Origin of the sequence: Lancefieldella parvula DSM 20469 (assembly GCF_000024225.1) — a bacterium.
Classification (GTDB): domain Bacteria; phylum Actinomycetota; class Coriobacteriia; order Coriobacteriales; family Atopobiaceae; genus Lancefieldella; species Lancefieldella parvula.
This window is the reverse complement of sequence record NC_013203.1, coordinates 890,435-916,109: the sequence shown is the minus strand read 5'-3', so window position 1 is coordinate 916,109 and position 25,675 is coordinate 890,435. Positions and strand designations below refer to the sequence as shown.

Sequence of the window (25,675 nt, the reverse complement as noted above, 5' to 3'; positions counted from 1 at the left end):
AAGGGACAGCATGAAACAGAATCAGTTTTCTCGTCGTACTAATGAGGTTGCTCGAGAAAAGCTCAGCTGGATCCTTTTGTTTGAAATTTCTGACCCTGATCTCCAGCTTGTAACCATCACAAGCTGTGAGGTCTCGGTTGATAAATCTTTTATGCGTGTATATGTAAGCTGTGAGCCTGATCGCTACGAGAAGGTCCTTGCAGCACTTAAGCGTGCAAAGGGTAGGATTCGCTCGCTTTTGGGTCATGCGCTGAACTGGCGTGTCACCCCTGAGCTTGATTTCAAAATTGACACTACTACCGATGAAGCTGAGCGTATTGCTCAGGCTCTTGAGGTGGTTCCACCAACTCTTAGTGTCGAGAAAGACGAGTTTGGATACCCTATAGCTTCTGATGAAGAGAATTCTGACGAGGAGGAGTAAGTAAGTGACGTCACTGAATACAAAAGTCAGTCGTCCAGAGTTTGACGAGGTTATCGCTCTTATTGAGCAAGCCTCGTCAATCGTTGTTTGTGCACATACATCTCCTGATGGTGACGCTATTGGTTCTGGATTAGCACTTTCTTCCATTATTCAGAGAAGATGGCCAAGCAAAACTGTTACTAATCTTTTGGCAGATGCTGATGGGGAAGTACCTCGCATTTATAAGTTTCTTGATGGTACTGATAGCTTTGTACCTGCAAATAAGTACGAGGGAATTCCAGATCTTTTTATCTGCGTAGATCTTTCTACTGCAGGTCGTTTGGCTGATGCAGAAGCGCTGATGAATTGTTCTAAGACAGTGGCGGTGCTTGACCATCATCCGTATAGCAATGTTTATTGGAACGCGGGACTGGTACGTCCTGACGCAGCAGCAACTGGTGTTATTATCACAGAGTTTGCCTGTCATTTGGGTGCAGAACTTACCCCTTCTGAGGCACAGTGTCTTATGTGCGCACTAGTAACCGATACTGGTCGTTTTCAGTATCAAAATGCTGACGGTGAGGCTTTTGAGGTTGCAAGTTTGTTGGTAGAGGCGGGTGCTTCTCCTTCTCAGATTGCACTTTACGTCTATCAGAGCGATCGTTTGGCCTATCTCCATCTTGCCGCTAAAGTTATGGAACGAATCCGTACTTTTGGTGAGGGTCGTGTTGCGTACAGCTACGTCACCACAGCAGATCTTTCTTCATCGGGCGTTCCTCTTGCCGAGATGGATGGTCTAGTAGACATCGTGCGTTGTGTTGAGGGAACCGAAATTGCACTCTTCCTTAAAGAGGTAGATGGTGGAAAGGTTCGCGGCAACCTACGATCTAAATCCCAGCTTGATATCTCTGGCATTGCTCGTCAAATGGGCGGCGGTGGTCATACTGCTGCTGCAGGCTTCACCGCTGAAGGTACTATTGATGACGTGTTTACTGAGATAGTGCCTCTGCTCATTAATCTTCTCGCACTTGACAAGGAGTCATAGGTGAAGCGAGGAGCTAGTGGAATTAACGCACTTATTGCAATTGACAAGCCGCTTGGCTTGACCAGCCATGATGTGGTTTCTCGCGTCCGGCGCGTATTTGGCGAGAAACGCGTGGGACACGCGGGCACACTTGATCCTAATGCAAGTGGTGTACTGGTAGTTGGTATTGGACTTGCTACAAAGCTTTTGGGCCTTCTGACGCTTGATCGCAAGGGGTATGTAGCTGACATTTCGTTTGGAGCTCGTACCTCAACTGATGATGCAGATGGCAAGGTTGTAGCAACTGCAGCTGTTCCAGAAGAACTGTATGATATCGAGTTTGCTCGTATCGCATGTACAAAGCTAGTGGGTACTATAAATCAGCTTCCGCCTGTGGTTTCTGCAATCTCTGTTGATGGTAAACGTGCTTATCAGCTTGTTCGTGAAGGTAAGATGCCAGAGCTTGTAGCACGCAGAGTTTCTATTTACGATGCATCGCTTTTGGCGGTGCATACACCTTCTGATAAGAGTGACTCACTCGTGTGGACTGTTGCTTTTGACGTTTCTAAAGGTACCTACATCAGGAGCATTGCTCGAGATCTTGGTCAGTCTCTTGGAACAGAGGCTCATATTAGTGGACTAAGAAGGACTTTCTCTGGTCCTATTACGCTTGGTAGTTGTGTTTTATTAGAAGAGCTAGAGCAAAGTCCAGCTCAAATACTTGAGGCCAAACATCTCAATCCAACTGAGACCCTCGGTTATTCTGTGCATAGGCTGACCGCAGCAGAATATAAGTGTGTCGAGGTTGGAAAGCGTTTTGGTATTCCAGAGGATCTTTGTGAAATTGCCAATAATTCGCTGGTCAGCCTTGTGTGGAATGAATCTCTGGTAGGAATTTGGATAAGGCAGGGTTCATGTCTTGTCTGCCAGACTAACTTCTCTCAAGGTATTTTGTGTAAGTAAGGACGCACGTTGAACAAGGTAGAACGCATAGCACAATCTGTTTTGTTTGGAAGTCAGCTGCCGACTCCGCTTGAGCTTGGCGATGCTGACTTTTATACGCTACATTCTGATTGCTTCAAGCAACCTTGTGTGTGCGTACTTGGTGTGTTTGACGGTCTTCACGAGGGCCACCAAGGGCTTCTCGCCATCGCAAAAAAAGATGCCGAGGCACGCAAAGTGCCGCTTGTGGCTGTAACATTTCTGCCAGATCCTGTTGAGGTGTTGTTTGACGGATCTCCTCAACGATTGCTCTCGGGAGAAGATAGGCTTCGCGCGCTTGCCGCTTGGGGAGTAGATGGTATTCTGGTACACCATTTTACCCGCGAGTTTGCGGCTTTGAGTGGCACGCAATACGTAGAAAGTAAGTTGCTTCCATGTGTGCCGGCCGTGTCCGTTCATGTGGGCTCTGACTTTGGGCTTGGAGCTCAAGGTGCTGAAGGAAGCGCATTGCTTGCCGCACTTGGGCGCCAGCATGGCTTTGAAGTTCATGCCCATGAGCTCTTTTGTTCGGGTGGCGAGAAAATCTCTGCAACTCGCATTAGAAATCTGCTGGGACAAGGCAGGGTTGAGGATGCGGCAAGTCTGTTAGGTCGTTGGCACTTTGTGAGCGGTGTGGTCAAGCATGGTCGTGGCCAGGGTACTGGATTTGGCTTTCCTACTGCAAATGTTGCACTTGACGTGCGTGATTGTATTCCTCAAGATGGCGTGTATGCGTGCTATGTTGTTCATGGTGCAACAGCATGGCCTGCTGCGGTTAATGTGGGAAAAGCTCCTTCATTTGAATCTCAAACAGGACCTTTGCTTGAGGCTAATCTTTTAGGGTTTAGCGGCAACTTATACGGCTCTCAGGTTCAGACGGTGTTTGTGAAAAGACTGAGAGAATCTAAAAAATTTGATTCACTGCAAGACCTTAAGCAAGCCGTTCGTGGAAATATAGATTGGGTGGCCCAGAATCTGGGTACGACTTCATATAATTTAGAAAGCGGGGAGGTGGAAGATGATAACTGATGAAGATAAAGAGCGCGTAAGACAGGCTACCGATTTTGTTACGCTTGTTTCCGAGACAGTTGAGCTAAAACCTCGAGGTCAAGACTATTGGGGATGTTGCCCCTTCCACCAAGAAAAAAGCCCTTCATTTAAGATAAACCCCTCTACAGGTCTTTGGCATTGTTTTGGTGCATGCTCCGAAGGTGGAGATGTTTTCAGTTATGTCATGAAGCGAGAAAACCTGGATTTTCCAGACGCCATCAGATATCTTGCCGATAAAGCAGGCATTACGCTTTCAGAAGAGGCTCATGTTTCTAAAGGACCTCGCAAGAATCGTTTGATTGAATGTCTTACAGAGGCCGAGAATTACTTTCATTCAATGCTTATGCGCGGAAGGGGAGAAGGTCCTGAGACAGCTCGCGCCTATCTTTCTGGTCGTGGATTTGGGGCAGGTGTCTGTAAACGCTGGAAGCTGGGATATGCACCTGGTAGAGGTGCACTTGTGGCACACTTGCGTAAATGTGGTTTTACCACGCAGGAGATGGTTGCTGCTAACCTTGCTGTTGAGCGTAATGGTCGAATCAGCGATTGGTTTTATGATCGTGTAATGTTCCCTATTCATGACGAGCAGGGAAGAACCATTGCTTTTGGCGGTCGAATTACCAAAAAGGTTGAAAACGCTCCTAAGTATCTCAATACAAGGGATACTACTGTCTTTAATAAGGGCAAGCACCTCTTTGCTTACGATGTAGCAAAAGAGACTATTGCAGCTCAGTCTGAGGCTATTATTTGCGAAGGCTATACAGACGTTATTGCCATGCATGAGGCTGGTTTTACTAACACGGTAGCAGCTCTTGGTACTGCGTTCACGTCTGAGCATGTCAAACTTATTGATCGACAACGTGCTCGCAAAATTATTTGTATGTTTGATGGTGATGCTGCAGGCCAACATGCCGCCGCACGAGTCATTAAATTTATTGATAAAACAACTGCTGCATTTCTTTGTGTTGTTTTGCCAAATAATCAGGACCCCATGGAGTTTCTCGCCGAGTCTGGTGCAGAAAAGCTGCGTCCTATCTTAGATTCAGCTCGTCCACTTATGGATTTTGTCTTTGATGCTACAACTGCCGAGTTTGACCTTTCCGTACCAGGAGGTCGAGTCAAAGCGCTTGAGGCTCTGGCTTCCTTATTGGCTCCACTTAAGACCTCAGTGCTTCTCAGCGAGTATGCTCTTCGTGTGGCAGATTTACTACACATTGACGCTGAGGAAGCAAAACGTGCAATTAAGGCCGCTCCAATTCAAGATGATGCTTCGAATTTTCGTACCTCAAAGTCAGCGCGTAAACAGTCTCAGAAGATGTCATATAACACTTCGAATAATTTAACGTATACCAAGTCTCCAGTTTATGTTGAAGCTCCTTCATATGACGAGGTGCCACCATACGACGAGGCATCAACGTATGATGTGCCTGCTGATGTACGCGTGCCAAGTGGCACACAGGGACTCTCCGCAGAAGATCGCAGGCAGGTTAACTCAGAGCTTGAACTTTTGAGCGCCATGGCCACCAACTTATCTTTAGTGCGAGAGTATCAAGATCGTATTGCAGACTTTGTATGGGCTGATGCTCGCCATCAAACTATGGCGTGGGCAATGCTTGCCACTCCAGAGGGGGCTACGCCAGCGCAGGTAGTTGCTGCGGCTGTGGCTGTTGAGCCAAATGCGGCAGCTATTCTTTCGTCTGGTCGAGTGATATCTGAGGGTAACTCCGATACGCGCCGTTCACTTGAGTTTATTGTAGACACTGTTGACTACTATTCAGTACAGCGTAAATTGCGAGAAATTCGTTCTAATTTGCGCTCAGGCTCATATACAGGAGAGCAATCAGACGAAACTCTTGCTGAAGAGCAGCTTGCTGCTGCTCAGGCGCTTCAGACACGAGCGCTTGAGCTAGGTAAGAGACTCACTTCAGGACAGTAGAAAATACCCATTTTATGAGAATGCTACTCATCTGATTTTTATAAATTAAAATGAGTTGTTTGATTAGGTAAAGAAACATTTGGGTATAAAGACTTGCGCTAATCTATCGAAAGGATATTTGTGGCTGCAAAAAAGGCAAATGATGAGGTTAAACTCTCAGATGAGCTTACTAAAATTGTTGATGATTTGGTAAGTTCTTCAAAGTCTAACGGTAGTATCAGCGAAGACGATATTCAGGTTGCCATTCGTGATATTGATGTCAATGATGATGAGCTTTCTGACCTGTATGATTCGCTGCGTGTCAAAGGCATAGAGATTACTACCGCATCTGAAGCAACCGTTTCTTTCGCTATTGAAGATGATGCCGCAGAAGATGATTTTTCATCCGATGATGACTTAGATAATTCATCTGATTTTGAAGATGAAGACGATGAAGATTTTGATGTCGTCAATGAGGCACGTGAGGTCAAAGAGGCTCTTCGTTCTGTTTCTAAGGCAAAAGTCTCTAAGCCAAAACGCTCTTCTCGCGCTCGTGCTCGCCGTTCAGATACTACTACTGTTATGCTTACCGGCGATCCCGTTCGCATGTATCTTAAAGAGATTGGTAAGGTTGACCTGCTTACTGCGTCAGAAGAGGTTCACCTTGCCATGAAAATTGAGGCAGGTACTGCAGCTTCTCAGAAGCTGGAGGACTTTGAGGATGGCCTTATTGAGCTTAATCGTGCAGAGCAGCGTCGTCTTATGCGTATTGAGTCCGTAGGACTTGACGCTAAACAGCAGCTTATTTCTGCAAACCTACGTCTTGTTGTCTCAATTGCAAAGCGCTATGTTGGGCGCGGCATGCTATTCCTTGATCTTATTCAGGAAGGCAATCTGGGTCTTATTCGCGCTGTAGAGAAGTTCGATTACACCAAGGGTTTCAAGTTCTCAACTTATGCTACCTGGTGGATTCGTCAGGCAATTACCCGCGCTATTGCAGACCAGGCTCGTACCATTCGTATTCCTGTTCATATGGTAGAGACAATTAATAAACTCATCCGCGTTCAGCGTCAGCTTCTGCAAGATTTTGGTAGAGATCCCACCCCAGAAGAGATTGGCTCAGAAATGGGTATGTCTCCTGATCGCGTTCGCGAGATTCAGAAGATTAGCCAGGAGCCTGTTTCTCTTGAAACACCTATTGGAGAAGAAGAAGATTCCCAGCTTGGAGACTTTATTGAAGACTCTACAGCTGTTGCTCCACCAGATGCAGCTTCTGATTCAATGCTTCGTGAGCAGCTCGAGCAGGTTCTTGACAGCCTTGCTGATCGTGAGCGTAAGGTTATTAAGTTCCGCTTTGGTCTTGAGGACGGTCACCCTCGCACTCTTGAAGAGGTGGGTAAGGAGTTTGGTGTTACGCGTGAGCGTATTCGTCAGATTGAGTCAAAGACTTTGGCAAAGCTTCGTCATCCCTCTAGGTCCGGTCGTCTTAAGGACTATATGGAGGAGTAGTTTCTTAGTTTAGGTGCACAGGATGTTATGCAAGAGGAATTAGAATTTTTTCTAAATAATGCTTGCATGGTTTGAAATGTCTCTCTATACTTAAACACCGCTGAGAAGCATACATATTCCCCGATGGCGCAGCGGTAGCGCAGCTGACTGTTAATCAGCGTGTCGCAGGTTCAAATCCTGCTCGGGGAGCCAGAATTTTCAAGACCAGGCATTGCCTGGTCTTTTTGTTTGAGGAACTATCTAGCACTTTATCCTGACTTATAACAAGAGGTATATCCACAGATTAAAAGTGAAGATTTATCCTTCACAATGTGGTCATTTGGCAGCTTTTTCTTTATTTATCCTCAAAAACTTCAAAATTGATACCGCAAAAGGTACAAAACATAACGCTTACGGTGTTTCTACAACCGTTGAGCGACATCTCATAAAGAGCTGTGATGAGATTTGTTAACGTACTCATTAAGGTCAGTGTTATGCAAAAGGCATAACAAATGAGAAAGGTCACTACTATGGATGTGTCTCGTCGCAGTTTTCTAAAGTTCTGTGGTCTGGGCGTTCTTAGCGTTGGTGGATCTAGCGTTCTTGCAGCTTGCGCACCTAGCGAGAAAAAAGATGATACCGCTAAAAACACAAAGGTAGAGAACAAGGATAAGCCTGTTGTCTTCTTTAACCGTCAGCCTTCCAACAGCTCAACTGGTGAACTTGATACCAACACCCTTAACTTCAACAAGGACACCTATTACGTTGGCTTTGATGCAGTTCAGGGTGCAGAGCTCCAGGGCCAGATGGTTCTTGATTACATCAAGGCTCATGCAGCTGAGCTTGATCGCAACAAGGACGGCATCATTGGTTACGTTCTTGCAATTGGTGACATTGGTCACAATGACTCTATCGCTCGTACTCGTGGCGTTCGTAAGGCACTTGGTACTGGCATTGAGAAGGATGGCAAGATTATTTCTGATCCAGTAGGTACTAATACTGATGGCTCCGCTTCTGTTGTCCAGGACGGTAAGCTTGAGGTTGGTGGCAAGTCCTACACCATTCGTGAGCTTGCTTCTCAGGAGATGAAGAATACCGCTGGTGCAACATGGGATGCTGCAACCGCTGGTAACGCAATTGCTGCTTGGTCTTCTTCCTTCGGTGATCAGATTGATGTTGTTGTTTCCAATAACGACGGTATGGGTATGTCTATCTTCAACGCATGGTCCAAGGCTCAGAAGGTCCCAACCTTTGGTTACGATGCTAACTCTGACGCTGTTGCAGCTATCGCTGATGGCTATGCAGGCACCATTTCTCAGCACCCAGACGTTCAGGCTTACCTGACACTTCGTCTGCTCCGTAACGCTCTTGACGGCGCTGATATCAATACTGGTATTGAGTCTGCAGACGATGCTGGCAATAAGATTGACTCCAAGGATTACAAGTATGTTGCAGAGCAGCGTTCTTACTATGCTCTGAACCTTGCAGTTACTGCTGAGAACTACAAGGACAATCTTGATGCAACTACTACTTACAAGGATGCTTCTGCTCAGCTTAGCGCAGACAAGCACCCAGAGAAGAAGGTTTGGCTCAACACCTATAACTCTGGTGACAACTTCCTTGGTTCAACCTATGTTCCACTGCTCAAGAAGTATGCTCCACTTCTCAACCTCAACGTTGAGTTTATCGCAGGCGATGGCCAGACTGAGTCCAACATTACCAACCGTCTTGGCAACCCTGATGAGTACGATGCATTTGCATTCAACATGGTTAAGACCGACAACGGTTCTTCCTATACCCAGCTGCTTAAGTAATTAAGTAGTCGATAGCACGAAACAATACCGGAGGGGAGACACCTGCTCTCCTCCGGTGTTCTCGCGAATAAGTGCAATAACTTAGCGAGATAAGGGGTGATTACATGGCAGATACAGAAAACGATATCGTTCTAACTATTGATGGAATGAGCAAGTCCTTTGGACGTAACCGTGTTCTGGATCATATTTCAATGAACGTACGCCGTGGAACCGTTATGGGTCTTATGGGAGAGAACGGCGCAGGCAAATCTACCATGATGAAGTGCCTGTTTGGTACGTATCAAAAAGATGAAGGCAAGATATTTCTTGATGGCAAAGAGGTTAGTTTTTCTGGACCAAAAGACGCACTTGAGAATGGCGTTGCAATGGTTCACCAGGAGCTTAACCAGTGTCTTGATAGAAATGTTGTAGATAATTTGTTCCTTGGTCGCTATCCCGTTAATGCAATGGGTATTGTCGACGAAGGGCGCATGAAAAAAGAGGCTAATGAGCTCTTCAGACGTCTTGGCATGACTGTAGACTTGACACAGCCTATGAAAAACATGTCAGTATCTCAGCGTCAGATGTGCGAGATTGCTAAAGCAATTTCTTACAACGCTAAGATTATTGTTCTTGATGAGCCTACTTCTTCACTTATGACCCAAGAGGTCGAGAAACTCTTTGAGATGATTCGTATGCTCAAAGAGCAGGGAATTTCACTGGTCTACATTTCTCACAAGATGGACGAGATCTTTGAGATTTGTGACGATATTTCAGTTCTTCGTGACGGTAAGCTTGTTATGACCAAGCGCTCTGATGAGACCAACATGAATGAGCTTATCTCTGCAATGGTCGGCCGTTCACTTGAGAACCGCTTCCCAGATGTTACCAATACACCTGGAAAGACATATCTTTCTATTCAGCACCTTTCAACTAAATATGAACCATACCTTCAGGACGTTACCTTTGACGTTAAGAAGGGTGAGATTTTTGGTCTGTATGGTCTTGTCGGTGCTGGTAGAACAGAGCTTCTTGAAACAATTTTTGGTGTAAGAACAAGAGCTGCTGGTCGTGTCTATGTCAACGGACATCTTATGAACTTCTCGACAGCTTCGGAAGCAATGGATCATGGCTTTGCCATGATTACCGAGGAGCGTAAGGCAAACGGTCTGTTCCTTAAGGGTGATTTGACGTTCAACACAACCATTGCAAATTTGAATCAGTACAAGTCTGGTCCAATTCTTTCTGATCCTAAGATGACTAAAGCTACTGTTAATGAGCTCAAGGTTATGAACACCAAGGCTCAGGGTCCAACAGATTTGATTTCAAGTCTTTCTGGAGGTAACCAGCAGAAGGTCATTTTTGGTAAATGGCTTGAGCGCTATCCTCAGGTTTTCCTAATGGACGAACCTACTCGTGGTATTGATGTTGGTGCTAAATATGAGATCTACCAGCTCATTATTGATATGGCTAAGAATGGTACCACTATTATCGTAGTCTCTTCGGAGATGCCAGAGATTTTGGGAATTACTAATCGTATTGGTGTTATGTCCAACGGTAGACTTTCGGGCATCGTAAATACCAACGAGACAAATCAAGAAGAACTCCTGCGCCTCAGCGCAAAGTACCTGTAGGAGAGGATGATATAAATGCCAAAAACAGGTGGATCTGTTCTGACGGCTGAGCAGGAAAAAGAGCTGCTAAAGCCTATTGATCAGAAGATTGGTTCCATTCAGGCTCAAATTGATGAGCTTCGCGCAAATGGTACCAATAAAGTAATTTCAACGTTGAGCGCTATTGAGTCTACAAAGCGCGATAAGTCCATTTCTGCCGAAGAGCGTACCACGCTTATTGAGGGCTACAAAACTGAACTTGAGCTTGCAAAGAAGGTTGAGTCCGAGAACAATGCTCAGGTCTCCAAGCTTATTGCAGAGGCAGAGGCTTACCTCAAGGAACACTACAAGAGCGAGTATCTAGAGCCCGTTAAGGCTAGCTGTGCTGTCGAGAAGACTCAGGCCAAGCAGAATTATGAGGCTGCTCTTGATCGTCTTAAAAAGGAGCACGAAGAAGCTGTCAGGAAGACTTCTGACGCTCAGGAAATCAAGGACGAGAAGTACGTTTACAAGAACCGTCAGTTTGACGCTAAGGTCAACTATCAGAAAGATCTTCAGCGCATCAAAGATCGTGCTCATAATGCATTTAGTCATGAGTATCACCTCATCGACCTTCTCAGGATGTCTAAGTTTACTCCACTGGAGTCTCAGGCTCAGAAGTGGGAGAACTACAAGTACACCTTCAACACCCGTTCATTCCTGCTTCAGAACGGTCTGTACATTGTTATTCTCCTGGTATTTATCGCCCTTTGTATTATTACTCCAGCAGTCAAGGGCACTCAGCTTTTGACATACTCCAATGTCATTAACATTCTTCAGCAGGCATCTCCTCGAATGTTCTTGGCTCTTGGTGTAGCTGGATTGATTTTGCTTACCGGAACTGACCTTTCTATTGGTCGTATGGTTGGTATGGGTATGACCGCTTCAACCATTATCATGCATCAGGGTATCAATACTGGTCAGGTCTTTGGTATCACTTTTGATCTTACTGGTGTTCCAATTCCTGTCAGAATCATTATGGCTTTGGTCACTTGTATTGTTCTGTGTACTTGCTTCACTAGTATTGCTGGTTTCTTTACCGCCAAGTTTAAGATGCACCCATTCATCTCGACCATGGCTAATATGCTGATTATCTTTGGTATTGTTACCTATGCAACAAAGGGTGTTTCGTTTGGTGCCATCGAGCCATCTATTCCAGATATGGTCATTCCACGAATTGGTAAATTCCCATCTATCATTTTGTGGGCAATTGCCGCTATCGCTATTGTTTGGTTCATTTGGAACAAGACTACCTTTGGTAAGAACCTCTACGCTGTAGGTGGAAACCCTGAGGCAGCAGCTGTTTCTGGTATTTCAGTCTTTAGAGTTATGGTTGGCGCTTTTGTCATGGCTGGTATTCTTTATGGATTTGGTTCATGGCTCGAGTGCATGCGTATGGTTGGCTCTGGTTCAGCAGCTTATGGTCAGGGCTGGGATATGGACGCAATCGCGGCCTGCGTTGTTGGCGGCGTTTCGTTTACGGGTGGTATTGGTAAGATCTCTGGTGTCACTACAGGTGTTCTTATCTTTACTGCACTGACTTACGCTTTGACAATTCTTGGTATTGATACCAACCTTCAGTTTGTCTTCTCGGGCGTCATCATTCTGACTGCTGTCACCCTTGACTGCTTGAAGTACGTTCAGAAGAAGTAGCCTAGCGTTATCAGCGCAATTCAGCTGCGCTGCACACTGCAAAGCGTGGATATACGCAATTACCACGCACTACCATGTGTAAGTTTCGAGGCGTCTACTTACGTAGGCGCCTCTTTTTTAGTAAAAACAGAGTGTGCACGTTAAGGAAAAGTGTCTTTACGGAAATAATGTAAATCAGCAGTTAAATAATAGTATTATTGTGGACATATGTCCTCTTTACTTTTTCGAATCACATCTATGTCGGATAATCTGCTATTTTTAGCGAGAAAAACACATCTATGACTGATATTTAACTGTTTTAGTGTGAAAAAACACCTTTATGTCGGAAATTCTGTTAACTATTAACAGAATTTCCGACATTGCTGTGGTCAGTAAGTCGAACAAAAGCTGTTTGTGACAAGTATTTATTGGGTTTGTTTACTGGATGCTCATTGGCTAAAAAACAAGAGAACCGATCTTCTCGGCCCTCTTGTTGGGTGATTTATGTGAGTACAAGGTTCGCAGTAGCGCATAGTTCGTAGTGATACAAGGTTCGTAGTAGCTCGTAGATTGCGTGGCGCGGGCTATTTTGTTGCGAACTGCAGATTCCAGAGCTATAGAGACTCGAGGAAGCGATGCTGTGCAGCTCGTCCTTTTTCGTCCCACTTGAATACACCGGCATCTTCTAAGACGTGCGAGAAGACAATACCAACTTCATCATAGATGTAGTTCTTGATTTGTTCGGACGAGAAGGAAGTGTTGTCCTTATGCAAAGCTTTGTCCTGCTCAAGCAGCTTTGCATAAATTTGACGCGCCCAATCTGCGTGGGAGATGGTAGTAGAGTCCGTAGTTAGCTGACCATAGACAGCATTGGCTTTTTTGTCATTTGCCAGGCACTGCTCCATAACGGATTGAACTTTGTTGAGCTCTGGCACAAGGCGAGGCGGAAGCACAGCAAGTCCCATAACCTCTATGAGGCCGATATTTTCTTTTTTGATGTGATGGTATTCAGCATGCGGATGGAAGATACCAAGCGGATGTTCTTCGCTGGTAATATTGCAGCGCAGTGCAAGAAAAACCTCATAGGTGCCGTCCTCAAGCTTGCGAACAACGGGAGTAACCGTGTTGTGAGGTTCACCATCGGTTTGTGCATAGACAGAAACGGACTCGTCAGTATGGTCGCGCCATGCAGAAATAATAAACTCCGCGGCCTTAAGTGCTTCATCTCGATTGGTAGAAGAGAGGCGGAGAACAGAAAGCGGCCATCGGAGAATTGCGCCAGCTACTTCCGGGAATTGCTTAAGTTCAAACTTTTCTGCGACCTTTGCTCGCATCATAGGAAACTCGTAACAGCCGCCCTGATAGTGATCGTGCGAGAGAATCGATCCACCCACAATAGGCAAATCGGCATTTGAGCCAACAAAATAGTGGGGGAATCTGTCCACAAAGTCAAAAAGATTGACGAGCGCCTCGTGATCAATGTGCATAGGAATGTGATCCGAGTTCATTGCAATGCAATGCTCGTTGAAGTATGCATATGGGCTGTACTGGAATCCCCAACGATGCTTGTTGAGCTCAATGGGGATGATACGCAGGTTCTGCCTAGCAGGATGAGCACCTGCGCAAGATGAAACACCGCGTCCAGAATAGCCCTCGTTATCCAGGCAGAGCTGGCAAGCGGGGTACTTCTCGCCAGAAGTGTTTTGACTTGTTTTAGCTGCGGCAATCTCACGGGGATCTTTCTCTGGTTTGGAGAGGTTGATGGTAATTTTAAGGTCCCCCCAGGTAGTTGGTGTGGTCCACGTGATGTTCCTTGCAATAGCGCTTCTTCGGACATAGCCAGAGTCGCAGCAGAGCATGTAGAACCAGTCAGTCGCAGCGCGAGGTCCTTCGCTCACGTAGAGCTCATTAAAATGCTGTGCAACCTCGGAAGGCTTTGGTAGCAGAAGACCCATAACGCGCATAGAAAAAGAGTCTTCACCGCTCTGGGTGTTCTCTGCAAGTCCGTGAGCAACAGCCAAGCGAGCAAGCTCAGCAAGCGTTTGGTCAAGATCAAACGATACTAGGTCAATCTTGTCCCATGACTTAACGGGAGCAGGGCCTTCGTATGAGAGCATATCTAGTAGTGCGTTATAGCACCAGGTTAAATCTTCAGTTTTAATAAGTCCGTGCTCACATGCATATGCAACAAGCCTCTGAATGCAAAGGGCACTTTCGTTATCTGCTACAGCCATTGTGCGCAAGCTCCCTGGTCAGAGATGGCGTAGTGACGACAAGCACCTTCGCCAAACCACTGGTTCATCTGTGCAATGAAGGTCTCGACAAGGGCGAGAGGAACAAAGCACTGGATAGAGCCACCAAAACCACCGCCATGAATACGAACGGCGCCAGAACCTTTTAAGATGCTTTCGGCTAAACCAAGAGCAAGCATTGCCGGTTGGTAAGAGCCGGAAGTAGAAACATTCTGCAGATACATACCTGAACTTGCACCAGAAGCATTGGTGAGTGCAATAAAGGACTTAATATCAAAGTTTTGAAGGTTTTCCCAACGCTTGTCTACCAGGTCATTCTCATACCAGTAGTGAATAGCACGGAGAAGAGCGCGGTCTCCAAGATCTTCTCGCAACTCATTAACGTGAGCCTGGAATTCTTCAACGGGAACTTCAGATAGGCGAGTTTTGCCAAAAGCTGCTGCAACTTTCTGCATTTCAATAGGAACGGCAGCATACTCATCAGTGAAAGCAACGTGGTCGCAGCCAACGTCAACAAGGCAGAGCGCATAGCCGTAATCTTCAAAGTTGAGGTCCAGCTTTTCTGCTTGCGGTTGAGCTGTATCCTCAAAGTTCATAAAGGCAAGTCCACCAAGGCAAACAGCAAGCTGGTCCATAAGACCGCAAGGCTTACCAAAGAAGACGTTTTCTGTATTCTGACTCATTTGAGCAAGTTTAACAGCAGAAATCTCACTGCCACCTTTCCAGAGCGCCTCCATTGCGCGGCCTGTTGCAGCTTCAAAAGCAGCAGAGGAGGAGAGTCCACCGCCTCCAGGTACGTCGCTTATTACTGCCATATCAAAACCGGTTGGCTTAAAACCAAGCTTGACCAGGTTGGCTGCCATGCCGCGAACAATGGCTTGAGTAGTTAGGTATTCAGCCTCTGAAGGTTCTAAGTTTGTGTAATCTATCTCAAAAGGATCATAACCAACACTTGCTACACGAATAACACCCAGGTTATTTGGGGCACAAATAGCATTAATTGCAACGTCTAAGGCTCCAGCAATAACATGGCCACCCTCGTGATCAGTGTGGTTTCCTGCAATTTCGGAGCGACCAGGCGCGTGTACTGCAAGATAGCGATTAGCTTTTCCGAACATTTTTTCAAAGTGCTCTTTTGCGCGATTAAGCTGAGCTGTGGTTTTCTCGTTAAACGTGTGAGCCATGGTGTTCCTTTCCCTTTAGTGATTGCAAAGCTACAGGCACCTTAAAAGAATCGATAAACAATTTGTGAGTTGTAAGGATGCTCAGGTGTGCAAATAGGCTGAGGCCACTCTGCATGGTGAGCACAGTCTGGATAAAATTCGCTTTCAAATGCAAAGCCAGCTTGAGGTTTGTAGATAGCACCGTCTTTTGCGCGTGCCTCATCAAGCCAGTTGCCAGTATATAGATGAGCACCGGGAGCGGTGATTTGAATTTCAAGAGATCGACCGCCTTCTGAAGTGGCGAGAAGAGCGGGGCGAAGCTGACCATTTTTGTAATTGTTAATTACAAAGCAATGATCATAGCCGTGAGCAATTTTAAGCTGCTCGTTTTCAACACCAAGATCTTTTCCAATGGCCTTAGGTGTACGGAAATCAAAAGGAGTTCCTGCAACAGAGTTTACGATTCCTGCAGAAACTGAATCTTCTCGTAGAGGAAGGTATGATTCTGCCTGGATAGTGAGTTGGTGACCGCAGACATCTCCGGAATCGTGACCGTTGAGGTTAAAGTACACGTGGTTGGTCATGTTTACGAATGTTGCAGCATCAGTAGTACAGGCATACGTAAGATTTACCGTTGACTGTGCAGATTCTTCAACAAGCTCATATGTAGCGGTGATATGGCGGTTACCTGGTAGTCCATATTCTCCATCTATCAGGTCAATGCTGAATGTCACGGTATTATGTGATTCATCGATTTCTGCTTGCCAAATGCGCTTATGAATACCATCAACTAAATCAGTGTGAAGATTATTTTGATTATTTGGACCATTGTTTTTAGGAAGATGATAGACAACTCCATTAAGTGGAATCTCTGCTTTATCCGCACGATTTGCAGAAGGTCCAATGGAGGCACCAAAGCAAGCAGGATTATCTAAATACAGGTCAAACAGGCCATATCCAAGAACTACATCTGCTTGTGTTCCATAGACATCTGGTACTGAAATGTCAAGAATAGTGGCGCCAAAATTACTTAATTTAATTGCTGAATGAGCGCCTCGAATAGTATAAGTAAGAGCAGCGGGAGAGTTAACAAAACTATCAAAAGGCCTAACATCAATCATCGGATACCTCCGAGATACCATTTATGGTGCGTTACATGTACTATGTTAACGTACTCATAACAAACCAACAGCAAATTATTAAGTTTTCAGTCAGTGGTATTTTTGCGGGGGCAAACGGTTAGAATACAGGTCAAAAGTCTCTCTCGCCGAACGGTTCTTTTTTTACCGTGAGCGTTTAATTTACTTGATATATATGCAATTTTATCGCGTTATATCAATCTACCTGCTAGTATGAGTACGTAAACAAGCAGATAATCGGAGGAATTCGTGACTCGCTCGCATAGTTCTAGCTCAAATAAACGCTCTGTTTCAATGGCTGATGTTGCACAAGTTGCTGGCGTTTCTCAGCAGACCGTCTCTCGTGTTGCTAATGGTGCCCAGAACGTTAGCAAAGCAACGCGTGAAAAAGTTCAAGCCGCAATGGAGTCTATGGGCTTTAGGCCAAGCTTTGCTGGTAGGTCATTGAGGTCTGGCTTGTATCAATCAGTGGGACTTTGTCTGTATGACATTCGCGAGTTTGGTAACTTAGCTACTCTCGACGGCATTGTTTCGGCTGCTCGTGATCATGAATATGCAATTACGATGATTGAGAAGGGTTCTGGCGACGGCTTATGCCTTCAGGATATTTCTCATCGCATGTCTAATCTTCCCGTTGATGGCATGATTATTAGTATGAGTCTTATGGCGTCAGACTTTGAATCTTTTGTACCACAACCAGGTCTTGGAACAGTTCTTCTTACCATGCATGAGCATCCTTACTGTACCACTGTTGATTCTGATCAGTATGGCTGCTCAAAGCTTGTCATTGACCATCTCTTTGAACTTGGGCATCGCAAAATCCGTTTTGTAGCAGGTCCCTCATACTCTATTGACTCACAATTTCGCGAGAAGGGCTGGCGAGATGCAATGTCTGAGTATGGGTTGGAAATTGTCGAGCCATTTGCTGGTGACTGGACTGCTAATAGTGGCTATGAAATTGGTAAAAAGTTGCGAGAAAATCGCGATTATACGGCAGTGTATGTTGCAAACGATCAGATGGCACTTGGTGTCATTGCGGCATTTGAAGAAGTTGGACTGAGCGTTCCAGATGATGTCAGCGTTGTTGGTGTTGACGACTCTCTTGAAAATTATTTGCCTAACTTCTCATTAACCACAGTTCGCTTTAACCTACTAGAGCGCGGACGTGTTGCACTTGAGCATGCAATTCGTGCATCTGAGCCTGGATATAAACCCGAAGCAATCAGAATTGCTCCAAAGCTCATTGTTCGTACTACCACAGCAGCACCACAGAAGTAGGGAAGTCTCTTAAAAAGTCGGGTTTCTCGCCATAATCAGCTATACTGTTCAGGCAATAGTTGATTAGAGGAGTTGTATGTCTGAGTCACCAAATAAAGAATTAGGCTGGTCAGTTCAGGTTTCCTTAGATACGCACGAGATTCGTGCAGGAGAGACTGTAACTGCAACTCCTAAAATTATTGGTGCAAACCCTGAGGGTTTCAGATTCAACTATGTGTGGAGCCTGTATGATCGTTGGGACGAGGGATTTTGGGATACCACGGAGCATCAGTTTGGTGGCTCAATTACAGACACTTCGTGGACATTTACGTTTACCGAGCCTGGTCGTTACCATCTTTATATTGATGCATTTGACAGCCTTAATAATCCTCAGACGGTTACTGCTTGGGTGGTAGTTGCAGGTGATGACGATTTTATGCGTCCATCACTTCCTTCTGAAGATGCAGAAACTGTTGTTGCGGTAAATGGTGTTTCGGAGATTTTTAATATTGCTTCGGAGCAGTTTAACTCGCTGAAAGAGTATTTTATTGCCTTTGCACGCGGCGAGGTTGCCTTCAAGGAATTCAAAGCTCTTGATGACATCTCGTTTGAGGTTAAGCGCGGCGAGGCTTTTGGTTTGGTGGGCACCAATGGTTCCGGCAAGTCTACCATGCTTAAAATCATTGCTGGTGTACTTGAGCCTTCTAAGGGAACTTGCGAGGTCAAAGGTACTATTGCACCGCTTATTGAGCTTGGCGCAGGTTTTGACATGGAGCTAACCGCTAAAGAGAATATCTACCTTAACGGTGCTCTTCTTGGTTACAAAAAGGAATTTATTGACTCGCACTTTGATCAGATTGTTGAGTTTGCTGAGCTTGAGGGTTTTATGGATATGCCACTCAAGAATTACTCGTCGGGTATGGTGGCACGTATTGCTTTTGCAATTGCTACGGTCACAGAACCCGATCTGCTCATTGTTGATGAGACACTCTCGGTAGGAGATTTCCTCTTCCAGCAAAAGTGCGAGAATCGTATCAAAGAGCTGGTTGCTTCGAATAATGTTACGGTTCTTCTGGTTTCTCACTCCATTGACCTGGTTCAGCGCATTTGTGATCGTGCTATTTGGATTGAGAAGGGTAAGCAGCGCATGCTTGGTCCTGTAGATGAAGTTTGTGAAGCTTACGAGCATCTCAAGAGATAATTAAAATTTCTAACCTCAAATTAGGTCCTATACGAGTACAATATGTGTGTCTTTAAATGTGGTACGAGATACCCGTAAGGCTCATAGTCATAGTTTTGCCTTTTGGATACCTTGTGCCTAGTCAGGTGAGGTATCTTTTTTATTGGAGGCGCTATGGCTCAAGAAGGTTCACGCTCTCTTATTGTGGATGAGAAGTCCTTGGACCGCATGCTTACACGAATTGCTCACGAAATTGTTGAGAATAACAATTCAATTGAAAACGTTGTTCTTGTGGGCATTATTCGACGTGGAGAAGTTTTGGCTTCTCGTCTTGCGGAAAAGATTTTGAGTTTTACTGGATTTAAGCCAAAAGTTGGCTCACTTGATATCAGCTTTTATCGCGATGATTTTAGAAGAAATATTGCACCAGTACTCCACGCAACTAATATTGATTTTGATATTTCGGGCACAAGTATTGTGCTGGTAGATGACGTTCTTCAGACTGGAAGAACTATCAGGGCAGCACTTGATGCTCTTATTGATTACGGTCGTCCTGAACGTGTTCAGCTAGCTGTGGTAGTTGACCGTGGACGTCGCGAGCTTCCCATTAGACCTGACTATGTAGGAAAGAACATTCCTTCATCAAAGAGCCAGGTAGTCAGTTTAAATGTTAAAGAAATTGATGGTCAGGACTGTGTTTTGTTGTATGAAGCTGACTACTCTAATCCTTTTATTGAGGGAGAAAACTAATGCTTTCAGTTAAACATTTGATTGATACGAACAGCCTGACTCATGATGATATCCAGCAGATTCTTGATACCGCTCAGTCATTTGAGGCTGTGAACAACAGAGACATCAAAAAAGTGCCAGCACTTCGTGGTCGTACCATCGTAAATCTTTTTTTGGAACCTTCTACCAGGACTCGTTCCTCATTTGAACTTGCCGAGAAGCGCCTCTCTGCTGATGCTCTAAATATGGGAGGCTCAACTTCATCTGTTGTTAAGGGTGAATCGCTGGCAGATACTATTCAGACTATCGACGCCATGAACGTTGATATGTTCATCTGTCGTGCAAGACTTGCAGGAACACCACAGAAGATTACTGAGAACACTGATGCAGTGGTTATAAACGCGGGTGACGGTAAGCATCAGCACCCAACTCAGGCAATGCTTGACCTCTATACTATCCGCAAAAACTTTGGACATCTTGACGGTCTTAAGGTTGCTATTGTCGGCGATCTTTCTCACAGTCGCGTTGTTGGTTCTTTGGTGCCAGCACTTAAAACTATGGGGGCAGAGGTGGTTTTGGTTGGTCCTCCAACATTCCACGTAGATGATCCAAGTTGGTTTGATTGTTATCAGACTTCGCACTTTGATGAAGTCATTGGAGATGTAGACGTTGTGTATATGCTTCGTGTGCAGCTGGAGCGTATGGAAGGAGCTCCTATTCCTTCTCGCCGTGAGTATAACAGGCTTTGGGGTCTTGATGAGCGCCGCAGTAAGCTGATGAAGCCCGAGGCAATTATTTGCCACCCAGGTCCTATGAACCGTGGCATGGAAATTAACAGCGAGGTGGCTGATTGTGTTCGCTCTCGTATTCTTGACCAGGTCAATGCAGGCGTTTTAACGCGCATGGCCGAAATGTATTTGCTTCTGGGAGGAGACTTTGATGGCATTTCTGCTTAAGGGTGCACGCGTTGTTGACCCACAGCTTAATCTTGATGCGGTAATGGATGTTCGTATTGACGGAGAAACCATTGATGAAGTTGCAGCAACGGTTAAACCTCAAGTGGGCGATATTGTTATTGATGCAAAGGGTAAGGTGCTGACACCTGGCCTTGTTGACATGCACGTCCACTTTAGAGATCCTGGTTTTGAGTACAAGGAGACCATCGAAACAGGTTCTAGAGCTGCGGTTCATGGTGGTTTCACTGACGTTGCTACTATGCCAAATACCAATCCTGTCACCGATAATGGAGCTGCTGTTCGTTTTCAGATTGACCGTGGCAATGAGGTTGGTCTCATTCATGTGCGTCCCATGGGTGCTCTGACTAAGGGTTCTAAGGGACAAGAGCTTGCTGAGATTGGCAACATGGTTGACGAGGGTGCTTCTGCATTCTCTGACGATGGGCACGGCGTTCAAAGTGCCGGTATGATGCGTACAGTTATGGAGTACGTTTCTCAGTTTGATCGCGTTGTCGCTGCTCACTGTGAGATTGAGTCCATCAGTGCTGGCGGCCTTGTTAACGAGGGCCGCGCAAGCACACGACTTGGTATGTTTGGTTGGCCGGCACTTGGCGAGGAGCTGGAGATTTCCAGAGATATTGATCTTTGCCGACTCACTGGCTGTCCTCTACATATCTGCCACATTTCAACAGGCAGGGGAGTAGAGCTGGTACGCGCAGCTAAGAAGGAAGGCCTGCCCGTTACCGCAGAGGTTTGTCCTCATCACCTTTTCTTGTCTGAAGACGACATCACCGATGCTTATAACACTAACCTTAAGATGAACCCACCACTCAGAACTGCTGAGGATACGCTTGCACTTCAGACAGCAGTTGCAGACGGTACAGTTGATTGTATTGTTACCGATCATGCACCTCATGCAGCTCACGAGAAGGACTGTGAGTGGGAAATTTCTTACTTTGGTTGCATTGGTCTTGAGACCTCGCTGCCTTTAATGATTACTAATATGGTACGAACCAATAAGCTTTCTTATACTGGCCTTGTTCGTGCAATGGCTGTTAATCCTCGTCGTATTCTGCGTCTTGAGCCTATTAAGATTGCTGCAGGTTATAAGGCTGATTTAACACTTTTTGATCCAAATAAAAAGGTCCAGATTACACCAGAGTATTTTGAGAGTAAGTCTAAGAACTCCGCCTTTATTGGCTCTGAGCTTTATGGCGTTGCAACTGATGTGTTTGTTGATGGTAAGCGTGTCCTTGCCAATGAAGTAGTTGTTCCTGGAGAGGAAAAGTAATGCCACTACGTGGAAATGCACAGGTATTTGATTTTGTGGTGTTGAGCAATACCCAGGTTGCTCAGAATCTATATAGAGCCCAGCTTAAAGTACCAGGTCTTTGTAAGTCTTTGGAACCTGGTCAGTTTGTAAACGTTAACGTTCCAGGCGATAAACGTCATATTCTTCGCATTCCACTGTCTTTCTCGTTTGCTGATAAAGCAACCGATATGCTCGAGCTTATCTATGCAACGGTAGGTGAGGGTACGCGCAGACTTTCTCAAATGCAGCCAGGTGATGCCAGCGACATGACAGCTCCTTGCGGTCGTCCGTGGCGTCTTAATGCTTCAAGTAAAAGAAGTGTGCTAGTAGCAGGTGGTGTGGGTATCACACCTATTATCGCAGCAGCTCGCAAACTTACTGAACTGGGAGTTGAATTTGACGCTGTGATTGGTGCTCAAACTGCCGAGAAACTTTTTGGTGAAGAGGATCTTCTCGCACTGGGCGCACAGAATGTGTACGTCACGACAGATGATGGATCAAAGGGTATCAAGGGCTTTGTAACTACAGCTTTGGAAGAGCCTTTGAGCCAAGGCGTTTGGGATGCCATGTATACCTGTGGTCCAGAGCCTATGATGAGAAGTGTAGCCAAGCTTGCAATTGCCAATAATGTTGCGTGTCAGGTTTCTATGGAGCGTATGATGAGCTGCGCGTTTGGCGCATGTAATACCTGCAATGTCCCACTTGCTAAGGGTGGCTATGCGTCTGCTTGCATGGTTGGACCTGTCTTTGAAGCAAAGGAGATCGCATGGTAGACCAGGTAAAAATGGCCGTCAATCTGGGTGGAATCCAGATGAAAAATCCTATTAATACTGCTGCAGGTACCTTTGGTTATGGCTGGCAGTTTGAAGGCTTTTACGACGTCTCCCTGCTTGGCGCCATTACTATGAAGGGTGTTGCCCGCGTTCCTTGGGAAGGAAATCCTGCTCCTCGTATGTGTGAGCTTAACGGCGGCATGATGAACAGCGTTGGCCTTGCTAATCCGGGAGTGGATGATTTTATCGCTCACACTGATGACTACATGAAAGACCTTGAAGACCGTGGTACGCGCGTTATCATGCAGATGGCAGCACATTCCGTGCAAGAAATGATTGACGTTGTCGAGCGTCTTGAGGAGCTTAATCCGCACATTTCAGCTATTGAGCTTAACGTGAGCTGTCCAAATCTCGAGAAGGGCGGCAGACCTCTTGGCGGCACTCCTGAGCAGGCAACAGAGATTATGAAAGCGGTTCGTCCTCTAACGAAGCTGCCTATCTTGGTTAAGATGGCTCCCGTCAATGTTGCTGAGATTGGCAAGGCTTTTGAGGCTGAGGGTGCTGATGGCCTCACATTGATTAACTCTATTCCAGGCATGTCTATCAATGTTCATACTAGAAAGAGCAGGCTTTCTAAGCCAACAGGCGGCCTCAGTGGTCCTTTATGTCATAACGCTGCTGTCCGTATGGTTTGGGAGTGCGCTCAGGCAGTCTCTATCCCTATCTGTGGTGTAGGTGGTGTGGAAACAGGCGAAGATGCTGCGGAATTTATTCTGGCAGGCGCTACGGCCGTCTCGGTTGGTTCTGCAAACCTTTACGACCCTATGTGTGCTCCACGTATTCTGAACGAGCTTACTGATTGGGCAAAGTCTCAGGGCGTATCTGACATCCACGAACTGATTGGAGCTGTTGAATGTTAACAGACGAGCAGGCACGCGACGCCGTTATTGTTGCGCTTGATTGCACAAGAGAAAGAGCTTTGGAGCTCACCGATCTTCTCGCCGGTCATGCACGTTGGGTCAAGGTTGGCATGACACTGTTTTATCGCTATGGACCTTCGATGGTGGACGAGATGCATGCTCGTGGGTTCAAGGTGTTTTTAGATCTTAAGGTGCACGATATTCCATTCCAGGTTAAAGGTGCTGTCCATTCTGCATCTCTTTCTGGTGCAGACATCCTTTCTATTCATGGTCTGGGTACAGCACAGATGATCTCAGCTGGTCGTGAGGGCGCAGAAGAGGCTGCAGCAGAGCGTGGTGTTGATGAGTCTGGTCGCACCAAGCTGGTGGCTATTTCTGTACTTACGAGTATGGATGAGAAGGCACTTCATTCCATTGGCGTTGACGGCTCAATTAAGGATGAGGTTGCCCGTTTGGCTTCTCTTTCTTACAACGCTGGCGCTGACGGAATCGTTTGTTCACCCCAGGAGGCACAGGAAATGAGAGAGCTTTTGGGACCAAATGCACTCATTGTGACTCCAGGAGTACGTCCAGAAGGTGCCGAGAAGGGCGATCAAGTCAGAATTTCCACACCTTCAGCTGCAATTAAGGCTGGAGCAAGCAAATTGGTAGTTGGCAGGCCAATTACCTGCGCAAACGATCCAGTTATTGCATTTGAAGCCATCATTTCTGAACTAAAAAATTAACAAAAATTTCTGTAATTATGGTGAACAGTTGGTTTTTAATGCAGAAATATTAAAAAATCCCTTGTAAATAACGTGTTATGTGGCAAACTATTTTGCTGAAGTGCAAAAGGCACATTAAATTGAGTTTCGTATATGAAGTACGAAAACGATGTTTGGAGGAACAATGGCTCTACCTACACTTACCGATGAGCAGCGCAAGGCAGCACTTGAGAAGGCAGCTCAGGCTCGTCACGCTCGCGCAGAGCTTCGCGAGAAGGTTAAGACTGGTAAGGTCTCCCTTAAAGAGGTCCTTGATTCTACCGATCCTATTGCTGAGCGTATGAAGGTTTCCGCTCTTATCGAGTCCCTTCCTGGCTACGGCAAGGCAAAGGCAGCAAAGATTATGGACGAGCTCGGAATTTCCGCAACTCGCCGCGTTAAGGGTCTTGGCGCTCGTCAGCGTGAGCAGCTCCTCGAGGCACTGACCAAGTAGTGGCTCGTTCAGCCAAACTTTTTGTAGTATCTGGACCGTCAGGTGTAGGAAAAGGAACCCTTGTCTCTCTGTTGAGGGACAAGCGCCCAAACCTAGGCCTGACGGTTTCGGCTACTACACGCTCTCCACGACCAGGAGAAGTCGATGGAGTTGCGTATTATTTTCTTTCTGATGAAGAATTTAAAAAGCGCGTTGATGCCGGTGAATTCCTTGAGTGGGCTCATGTTCATGGTCATTGCTATGGCACGCTTAAATCCGAGGTTGATCGCCTGATTTCTGCAGGTCAGTCTGTTGTTTTAGAGATTGACGTTCAGGGTGGGCTTATGGTCCACAAACAATATCCCAACGCCATTCTCGTCTTTATAAAGCCACCTTCATTTGAAGAGCTGGAACAGCGACTTAGAGGTCGTGGTACAGAAGACGAGAAGACCATTTCTACGAGACTTTCTAATGCGTCGCGTGAAATGGAGTATGCAAACGACTATACTGTTTGCATTGTGAACGACAACCTCGAGACTGCGCTGAGCAAGCTCGAGGAAGTTTTTGATGACTATGAATCAGACGGAGGTCAGCTTTAATGTCTGTTATTAAGCCTGAAATTGACAGCCTGCTTCAGAAGACTGAGCAGAATCCATTTTTACTTTGCTCTCTTGCTTCTAAGCGTGCTTGCGATATAAATAATATGCTTCACGGTCAGCACTTGCGTGTAACTGCTGTTCAGGACTTTGATGACATTACTACTGTTGCAAGTGGTAAAGATTCTGTCTCTATTGCTATGAAAGAAATCAACGATGGTACCCTTGGCTTTGTTAAAGATTCTTTTGATGAGGCAATTAAGGGCGAGAACACTATCGTTTATTAA

General features: G+C 45.8%; 23 protein-coding genes and 1 tRNA gene. 21 read left to right on the top strand and 3 right to left on the bottom strand.

Translation table 11 applies throughout. The features are described from left to right. Window positions 1–10: 10 nt before the first annotated feature. The 10 genes from rbfA (at window position 11) to APAR_RS04215 (ending at window position 11,956) form a co-directional block, all read left to right on the top strand. The gene (gene rbfA, locus APAR_RS04260) at window positions 11–421 is read left to right on the top strand and encodes a 30S ribosome-binding factor RbfA (protein ID WP_012808915.1); all 411 of its coding nucleotides are present in this window, start codon (window positions 11–13) and stop codon (window positions 419–421) included. Window positions 422–425: 4 nt separating this feature from the next. Continuing rightward, window positions 426–1,445, top strand: a complete 1,020-nt coding sequence (locus tag APAR_RS04255) for a DHH family phosphoesterase (RefSeq protein WP_012808914.1) — start codon at window positions 426–428, stop codon at window positions 1,443–1,445. Next, window positions 1,446–2,387: a tRNA pseudouridine(55) synthase TruB gene (gene truB, locus APAR_RS04250; protein WP_012808913.1), complete on the top strand. Its 942-nt coding sequence runs from the start codon at window positions 1,446–1,448 to the stop codon at window positions 2,385–2,387. A gap of 9 nt (window positions 2,388–2,396) precedes the next feature. After that, complete coding sequence (ribF, locus tag APAR_RS04245; RefSeq protein WP_012808912.1) at window positions 2,397–3,434, top strand: riboflavin biosynthesis protein RibF; 1,038 nt, start codon at window positions 2,397–2,399, stop codon at window positions 3,432–3,434. After that, a complete protein-coding gene (gene dnaG, locus APAR_RS04240) occupies window positions 3,424–5,391 on the top strand; it encodes a DNA primase (RefSeq protein WP_012808911.1) in 1,968 nt (655 codons plus the stop codon). The genes ribF and dnaG overlap by 11 nt, the downstream gene beginning before the upstream one ends. A gap of 120 nt (window positions 5,392–5,511) precedes the next feature. Further along, window positions 5,512–6,879, top strand: coding sequence for an RNA polymerase sigma factor RpoD (gene rpoD, locus APAR_RS04235; protein WP_012808910.1), 1,368 nt, complete (start codon window positions 5,512–5,514; stop codon window positions 6,877–6,879). 117 nt (window positions 6,880–6,996) lie between these two features. Continuing rightward, window positions 6,997–7,071 (top strand) — tRNA-Asn (locus APAR_RS04230). Window positions 7,072–7,370: 299 nt separating this feature from the next. Next, the gene (locus APAR_RS04225) at window positions 7,371–8,672 is read left to right on the top strand and encodes a substrate-binding domain-containing protein (protein ID WP_012808909.1); all 1,302 of its coding nucleotides are present in this window, start codon (window positions 7,371–7,373) and stop codon (window positions 8,670–8,672) included. 104 nt (window positions 8,673–8,776) lie between these two features. Further along, complete coding sequence (locus APAR_RS04220; protein WP_012808908.1) at window positions 8,777–10,285, top strand: sugar ABC transporter ATP-binding protein; 1,509 nt, start codon at window positions 8,777–8,779, stop codon at window positions 10,283–10,285. Window positions 10,286–10,300: 15 nt separating this feature from the next. Beyond that, the gene (locus tag APAR_RS04215; RefSeq protein WP_012808907.1) at window positions 10,301–11,956 is read left to right on the top strand and encodes an ABC transporter permease subunit; all 1,656 of its coding nucleotides are present in this window, start codon (window positions 10,301–10,303) and stop codon (window positions 11,954–11,956) included. Window positions 11,957–12,549: 593 nt separating this feature from the next. Here the strand turns inward: APAR_RS04215 and APAR_RS04210 are convergent. From APAR_RS04210 to APAR_RS04200, 3 genes are read right to left on the bottom strand one after another with little or no spacing between them, the layout of a single operon-like run. Next, on the bottom strand, window positions 12,550–14,169 hold the full coding sequence (locus APAR_RS04210; RefSeq protein WP_012808906.1) for a UDP-glucose--hexose-1-phosphate uridylyltransferase: 1,620 nt from the start codon (window positions 14,167–14,169) through the stop codon (window positions 12,550–12,552). Then, window positions 14,160–15,371 carry a galactokinase gene (locus tag APAR_RS04205; protein ID WP_012808905.1) on the bottom strand — a complete coding sequence of 404 codons (1,212 nt, stop codon included), beginning with the start codon at window positions 15,369–15,371 and terminating at the stop codon, window positions 14,160–14,162. Before APAR_RS04205 ends, APAR_RS04210 begins: the two co-directional genes overlap by 10 nt. A 41-nt stretch (window positions 15,372–15,412) precedes the next feature. Next, window positions 15,413–16,471 (bottom strand): aldose epimerase family protein, encoded by a 1,059-nt coding sequence (locus tag APAR_RS04200; protein WP_012808904.1) that lies wholly within the window; start codon window positions 16,469–16,471, stop codon window positions 15,413–15,415. Between the two features lie 267 nt (window positions 16,472–16,738). On the opposite strand from APAR_RS04200, the gene APAR_RS04195 reads away from it, so the two are divergent. The 11 genes from APAR_RS04195 to APAR_RS04145 all read left to right on the top strand — a co-directional run bounded on the left by APAR_RS04195 (window position 16,739) and on the right by APAR_RS04145 (window position 25,675). Further along, complete coding sequence (locus APAR_RS04195; protein WP_012808903.1) at window positions 16,739–17,767, top strand: LacI family DNA-binding transcriptional regulator; 1,029 nt, start codon at window positions 16,739–16,741, stop codon at window positions 17,765–17,767. Window positions 17,768–17,843: 76 nt separating this feature from the next. After that, entirely contained in the window at window positions 17,844–18,947 is a 1,104-nt protein-coding gene (locus tag APAR_RS04190) for an ABC transporter ATP-binding protein (RefSeq protein WP_174249701.1), read from the top strand. A gap of 153 nt (window positions 18,948–19,100) precedes the next feature. Further along, window positions 19,101–19,676: a bifunctional pyr operon transcriptional regulator/uracil phosphoribosyltransferase PyrR gene (pyrR, locus tag APAR_RS04185; RefSeq protein WP_012808901.1), complete on the top strand. Its 576-nt coding sequence runs from the start codon at window positions 19,101–19,103 to the stop codon at window positions 19,674–19,676. Beyond that, on the top strand, window positions 19,676–20,611 hold the full coding sequence (locus APAR_RS04180) for an aspartate carbamoyltransferase catalytic subunit (RefSeq protein WP_012808900.1): 936 nt from the start codon (window positions 19,676–19,678) through the stop codon (window positions 20,609–20,611). The genes pyrR and APAR_RS04180 overlap by 1 nt, the downstream gene beginning before the upstream one ends. Then, complete coding sequence (locus APAR_RS04175) at window positions 20,595–21,902, top strand: dihydroorotase (RefSeq protein ID WP_012808899.1); 1,308 nt, start codon at window positions 20,595–20,597, stop codon at window positions 21,900–21,902. The genes APAR_RS04180 and APAR_RS04175 overlap by 17 nt, the downstream gene beginning before the upstream one ends. Then, window positions 21,902–22,696: a dihydroorotate dehydrogenase electron transfer subunit gene (locus tag APAR_RS04170; protein ID WP_012808898.1), complete on the top strand. Its 795-nt coding sequence runs from the start codon at window positions 21,902–21,904 to the stop codon at window positions 22,694–22,696. The genes APAR_RS04175 and APAR_RS04170 overlap by 1 nt, the downstream gene beginning before the upstream one ends. Next, complete coding sequence (locus tag APAR_RS04165) at window positions 22,690–23,616, top strand: dihydroorotate dehydrogenase (RefSeq protein ID WP_012808897.1); 927 nt, start codon at window positions 22,690–22,692, stop codon at window positions 23,614–23,616. The genes APAR_RS04170 and APAR_RS04165 overlap by 7 nt, the downstream gene beginning before the upstream one ends. Continuing rightward, the gene (gene pyrF / locus APAR_RS04160; protein WP_012808896.1) at window positions 23,610–24,341 is read left to right on the top strand and encodes an orotidine-5'-phosphate decarboxylase; all 732 of its coding nucleotides are present in this window, start codon (window positions 23,610–23,612) and stop codon (window positions 24,339–24,341) included. The genes APAR_RS04165 and pyrF overlap by 7 nt, the downstream gene beginning before the upstream one ends. 163 nt (window positions 24,342–24,504) lie before the next feature. Then, window positions 24,505–24,813 (top strand): integration host factor, actinobacterial type, encoded by a 309-nt coding sequence (mihF, locus tag APAR_RS04155; protein ID WP_012808895.1) that lies wholly within the window; start codon window positions 24,505–24,507, stop codon window positions 24,811–24,813. Then, window positions 24,813–25,391, top strand: coding sequence for a guanylate kinase (gene gmk, locus APAR_RS04150; RefSeq protein WP_012808894.1), 579 nt, complete (start codon window positions 24,813–24,815; stop codon window positions 25,389–25,391). The genes mihF and gmk overlap by 1 nt, the downstream gene beginning before the upstream one ends. Further along, window positions 25,391–25,675: a DNA-directed RNA polymerase subunit omega gene (locus tag APAR_RS04145; protein ID WP_012808893.1), complete on the top strand. Its 285-nt coding sequence runs from the start codon at window positions 25,391–25,393 to the stop codon at window positions 25,673–25,675. Before gmk ends, APAR_RS04145 begins: the two co-directional genes overlap by 1 nt.

Bases quoted from the DNA above. Each gene is read 5' to 3' on its own strand.
- rbfA (WP_012808915.1), top strand. From the start codon at position 11: ATGAAACAGAATCAGTTTTCTCGTCGTACTAATGAGGTTGCTCGAGAA.
- dnaG (WP_012808911.1), top strand. From the start codon at position 3,424: ATGATAACTGATGAAGATAAAGAGCGCGTAAGACAGGCTACCGATTTT.
- APAR_RS04225 (WP_012808909.1), top strand. From the start codon at position 7,371: ATGAGAAAGGTCACTACTATGGATGTGTCTCGTCGCAGTTTTCTAAAG.
- APAR_RS04220 (WP_012808908.1), top strand. From the start codon at position 8,777: ATGGCAGATACAGAAAACGATATCGTTCTAACTATTGATGGAATGAGC.
- APAR_RS04215 (WP_012808907.1), top strand. From the start codon at position 10,301: ATGCCAAAAACAGGTGGATCTGTTCTGACGGCTGAGCAGGAAAAAGAG.
- APAR_RS04210 (WP_012808906.1), bottom strand. From the start codon at position 14,169: ATGGCTGTAGCAGATAACGAAAGTGCCCTTTGCATTCAGAGGCTTGTT.
- APAR_RS04205 (WP_012808905.1), bottom strand. From the start codon at position 15,371: ATGGCTCACACGTTTAACGAGAAAACCACAGCTCAGCTTAATCGCGCA.
- APAR_RS04200 (WP_012808904.1), bottom strand. From the start codon at position 16,471: ATGATTGATGTTAGGCCTTTTGATAGTTTTGTTAACTCTCCCGCTGCT.
- APAR_RS04190 (WP_174249701.1), top strand. From the start codon at position 17,844: ATGTCTGAGTCACCAAATAAAGAATTAGGCTGGTCAGTTCAGGTTTCC.
- pyrR (WP_012808901.1), top strand. From the start codon at position 19,101: ATGGCTCAAGAAGGTTCACGCTCTCTTATTGTGGATGAGAAGTCCTTG.
- APAR_RS04180 (WP_012808900.1), top strand. From the start codon at position 19,676: ATGCTTTCAGTTAAACATTTGATTGATACGAACAGCCTGACTCATGAT.
- APAR_RS04175 (WP_012808899.1), top strand. From the start codon at position 20,595: ATGGCATTTCTGCTTAAGGGTGCACGCGTTGTTGACCCACAGCTTAAT.
- APAR_RS04170 (WP_012808898.1), top strand. From the start codon at position 21,902: ATGCCACTACGTGGAAATGCACAGGTATTTGATTTTGTGGTGTTGAGC.
- APAR_RS04165 (WP_012808897.1), top strand. From the start codon at position 22,690: ATGGTAGACCAGGTAAAAATGGCCGTCAATCTGGGTGGAATCCAGATG.
- pyrF (WP_012808896.1), top strand. From the start codon at position 23,610: ATGTTAACAGACGAGCAGGCACGCGACGCCGTTATTGTTGCGCTTGAT.
- mihF (WP_012808895.1), top strand. From the start codon at position 24,505: ATGGCTCTACCTACACTTACCGATGAGCAGCGCAAGGCAGCACTTGAG.
- APAR_RS04145 (WP_012808893.1), top strand. From the start codon at position 25,391: ATGTCTGTTATTAAGCCTGAAATTGACAGCCTGCTTCAGAAGACTGAG.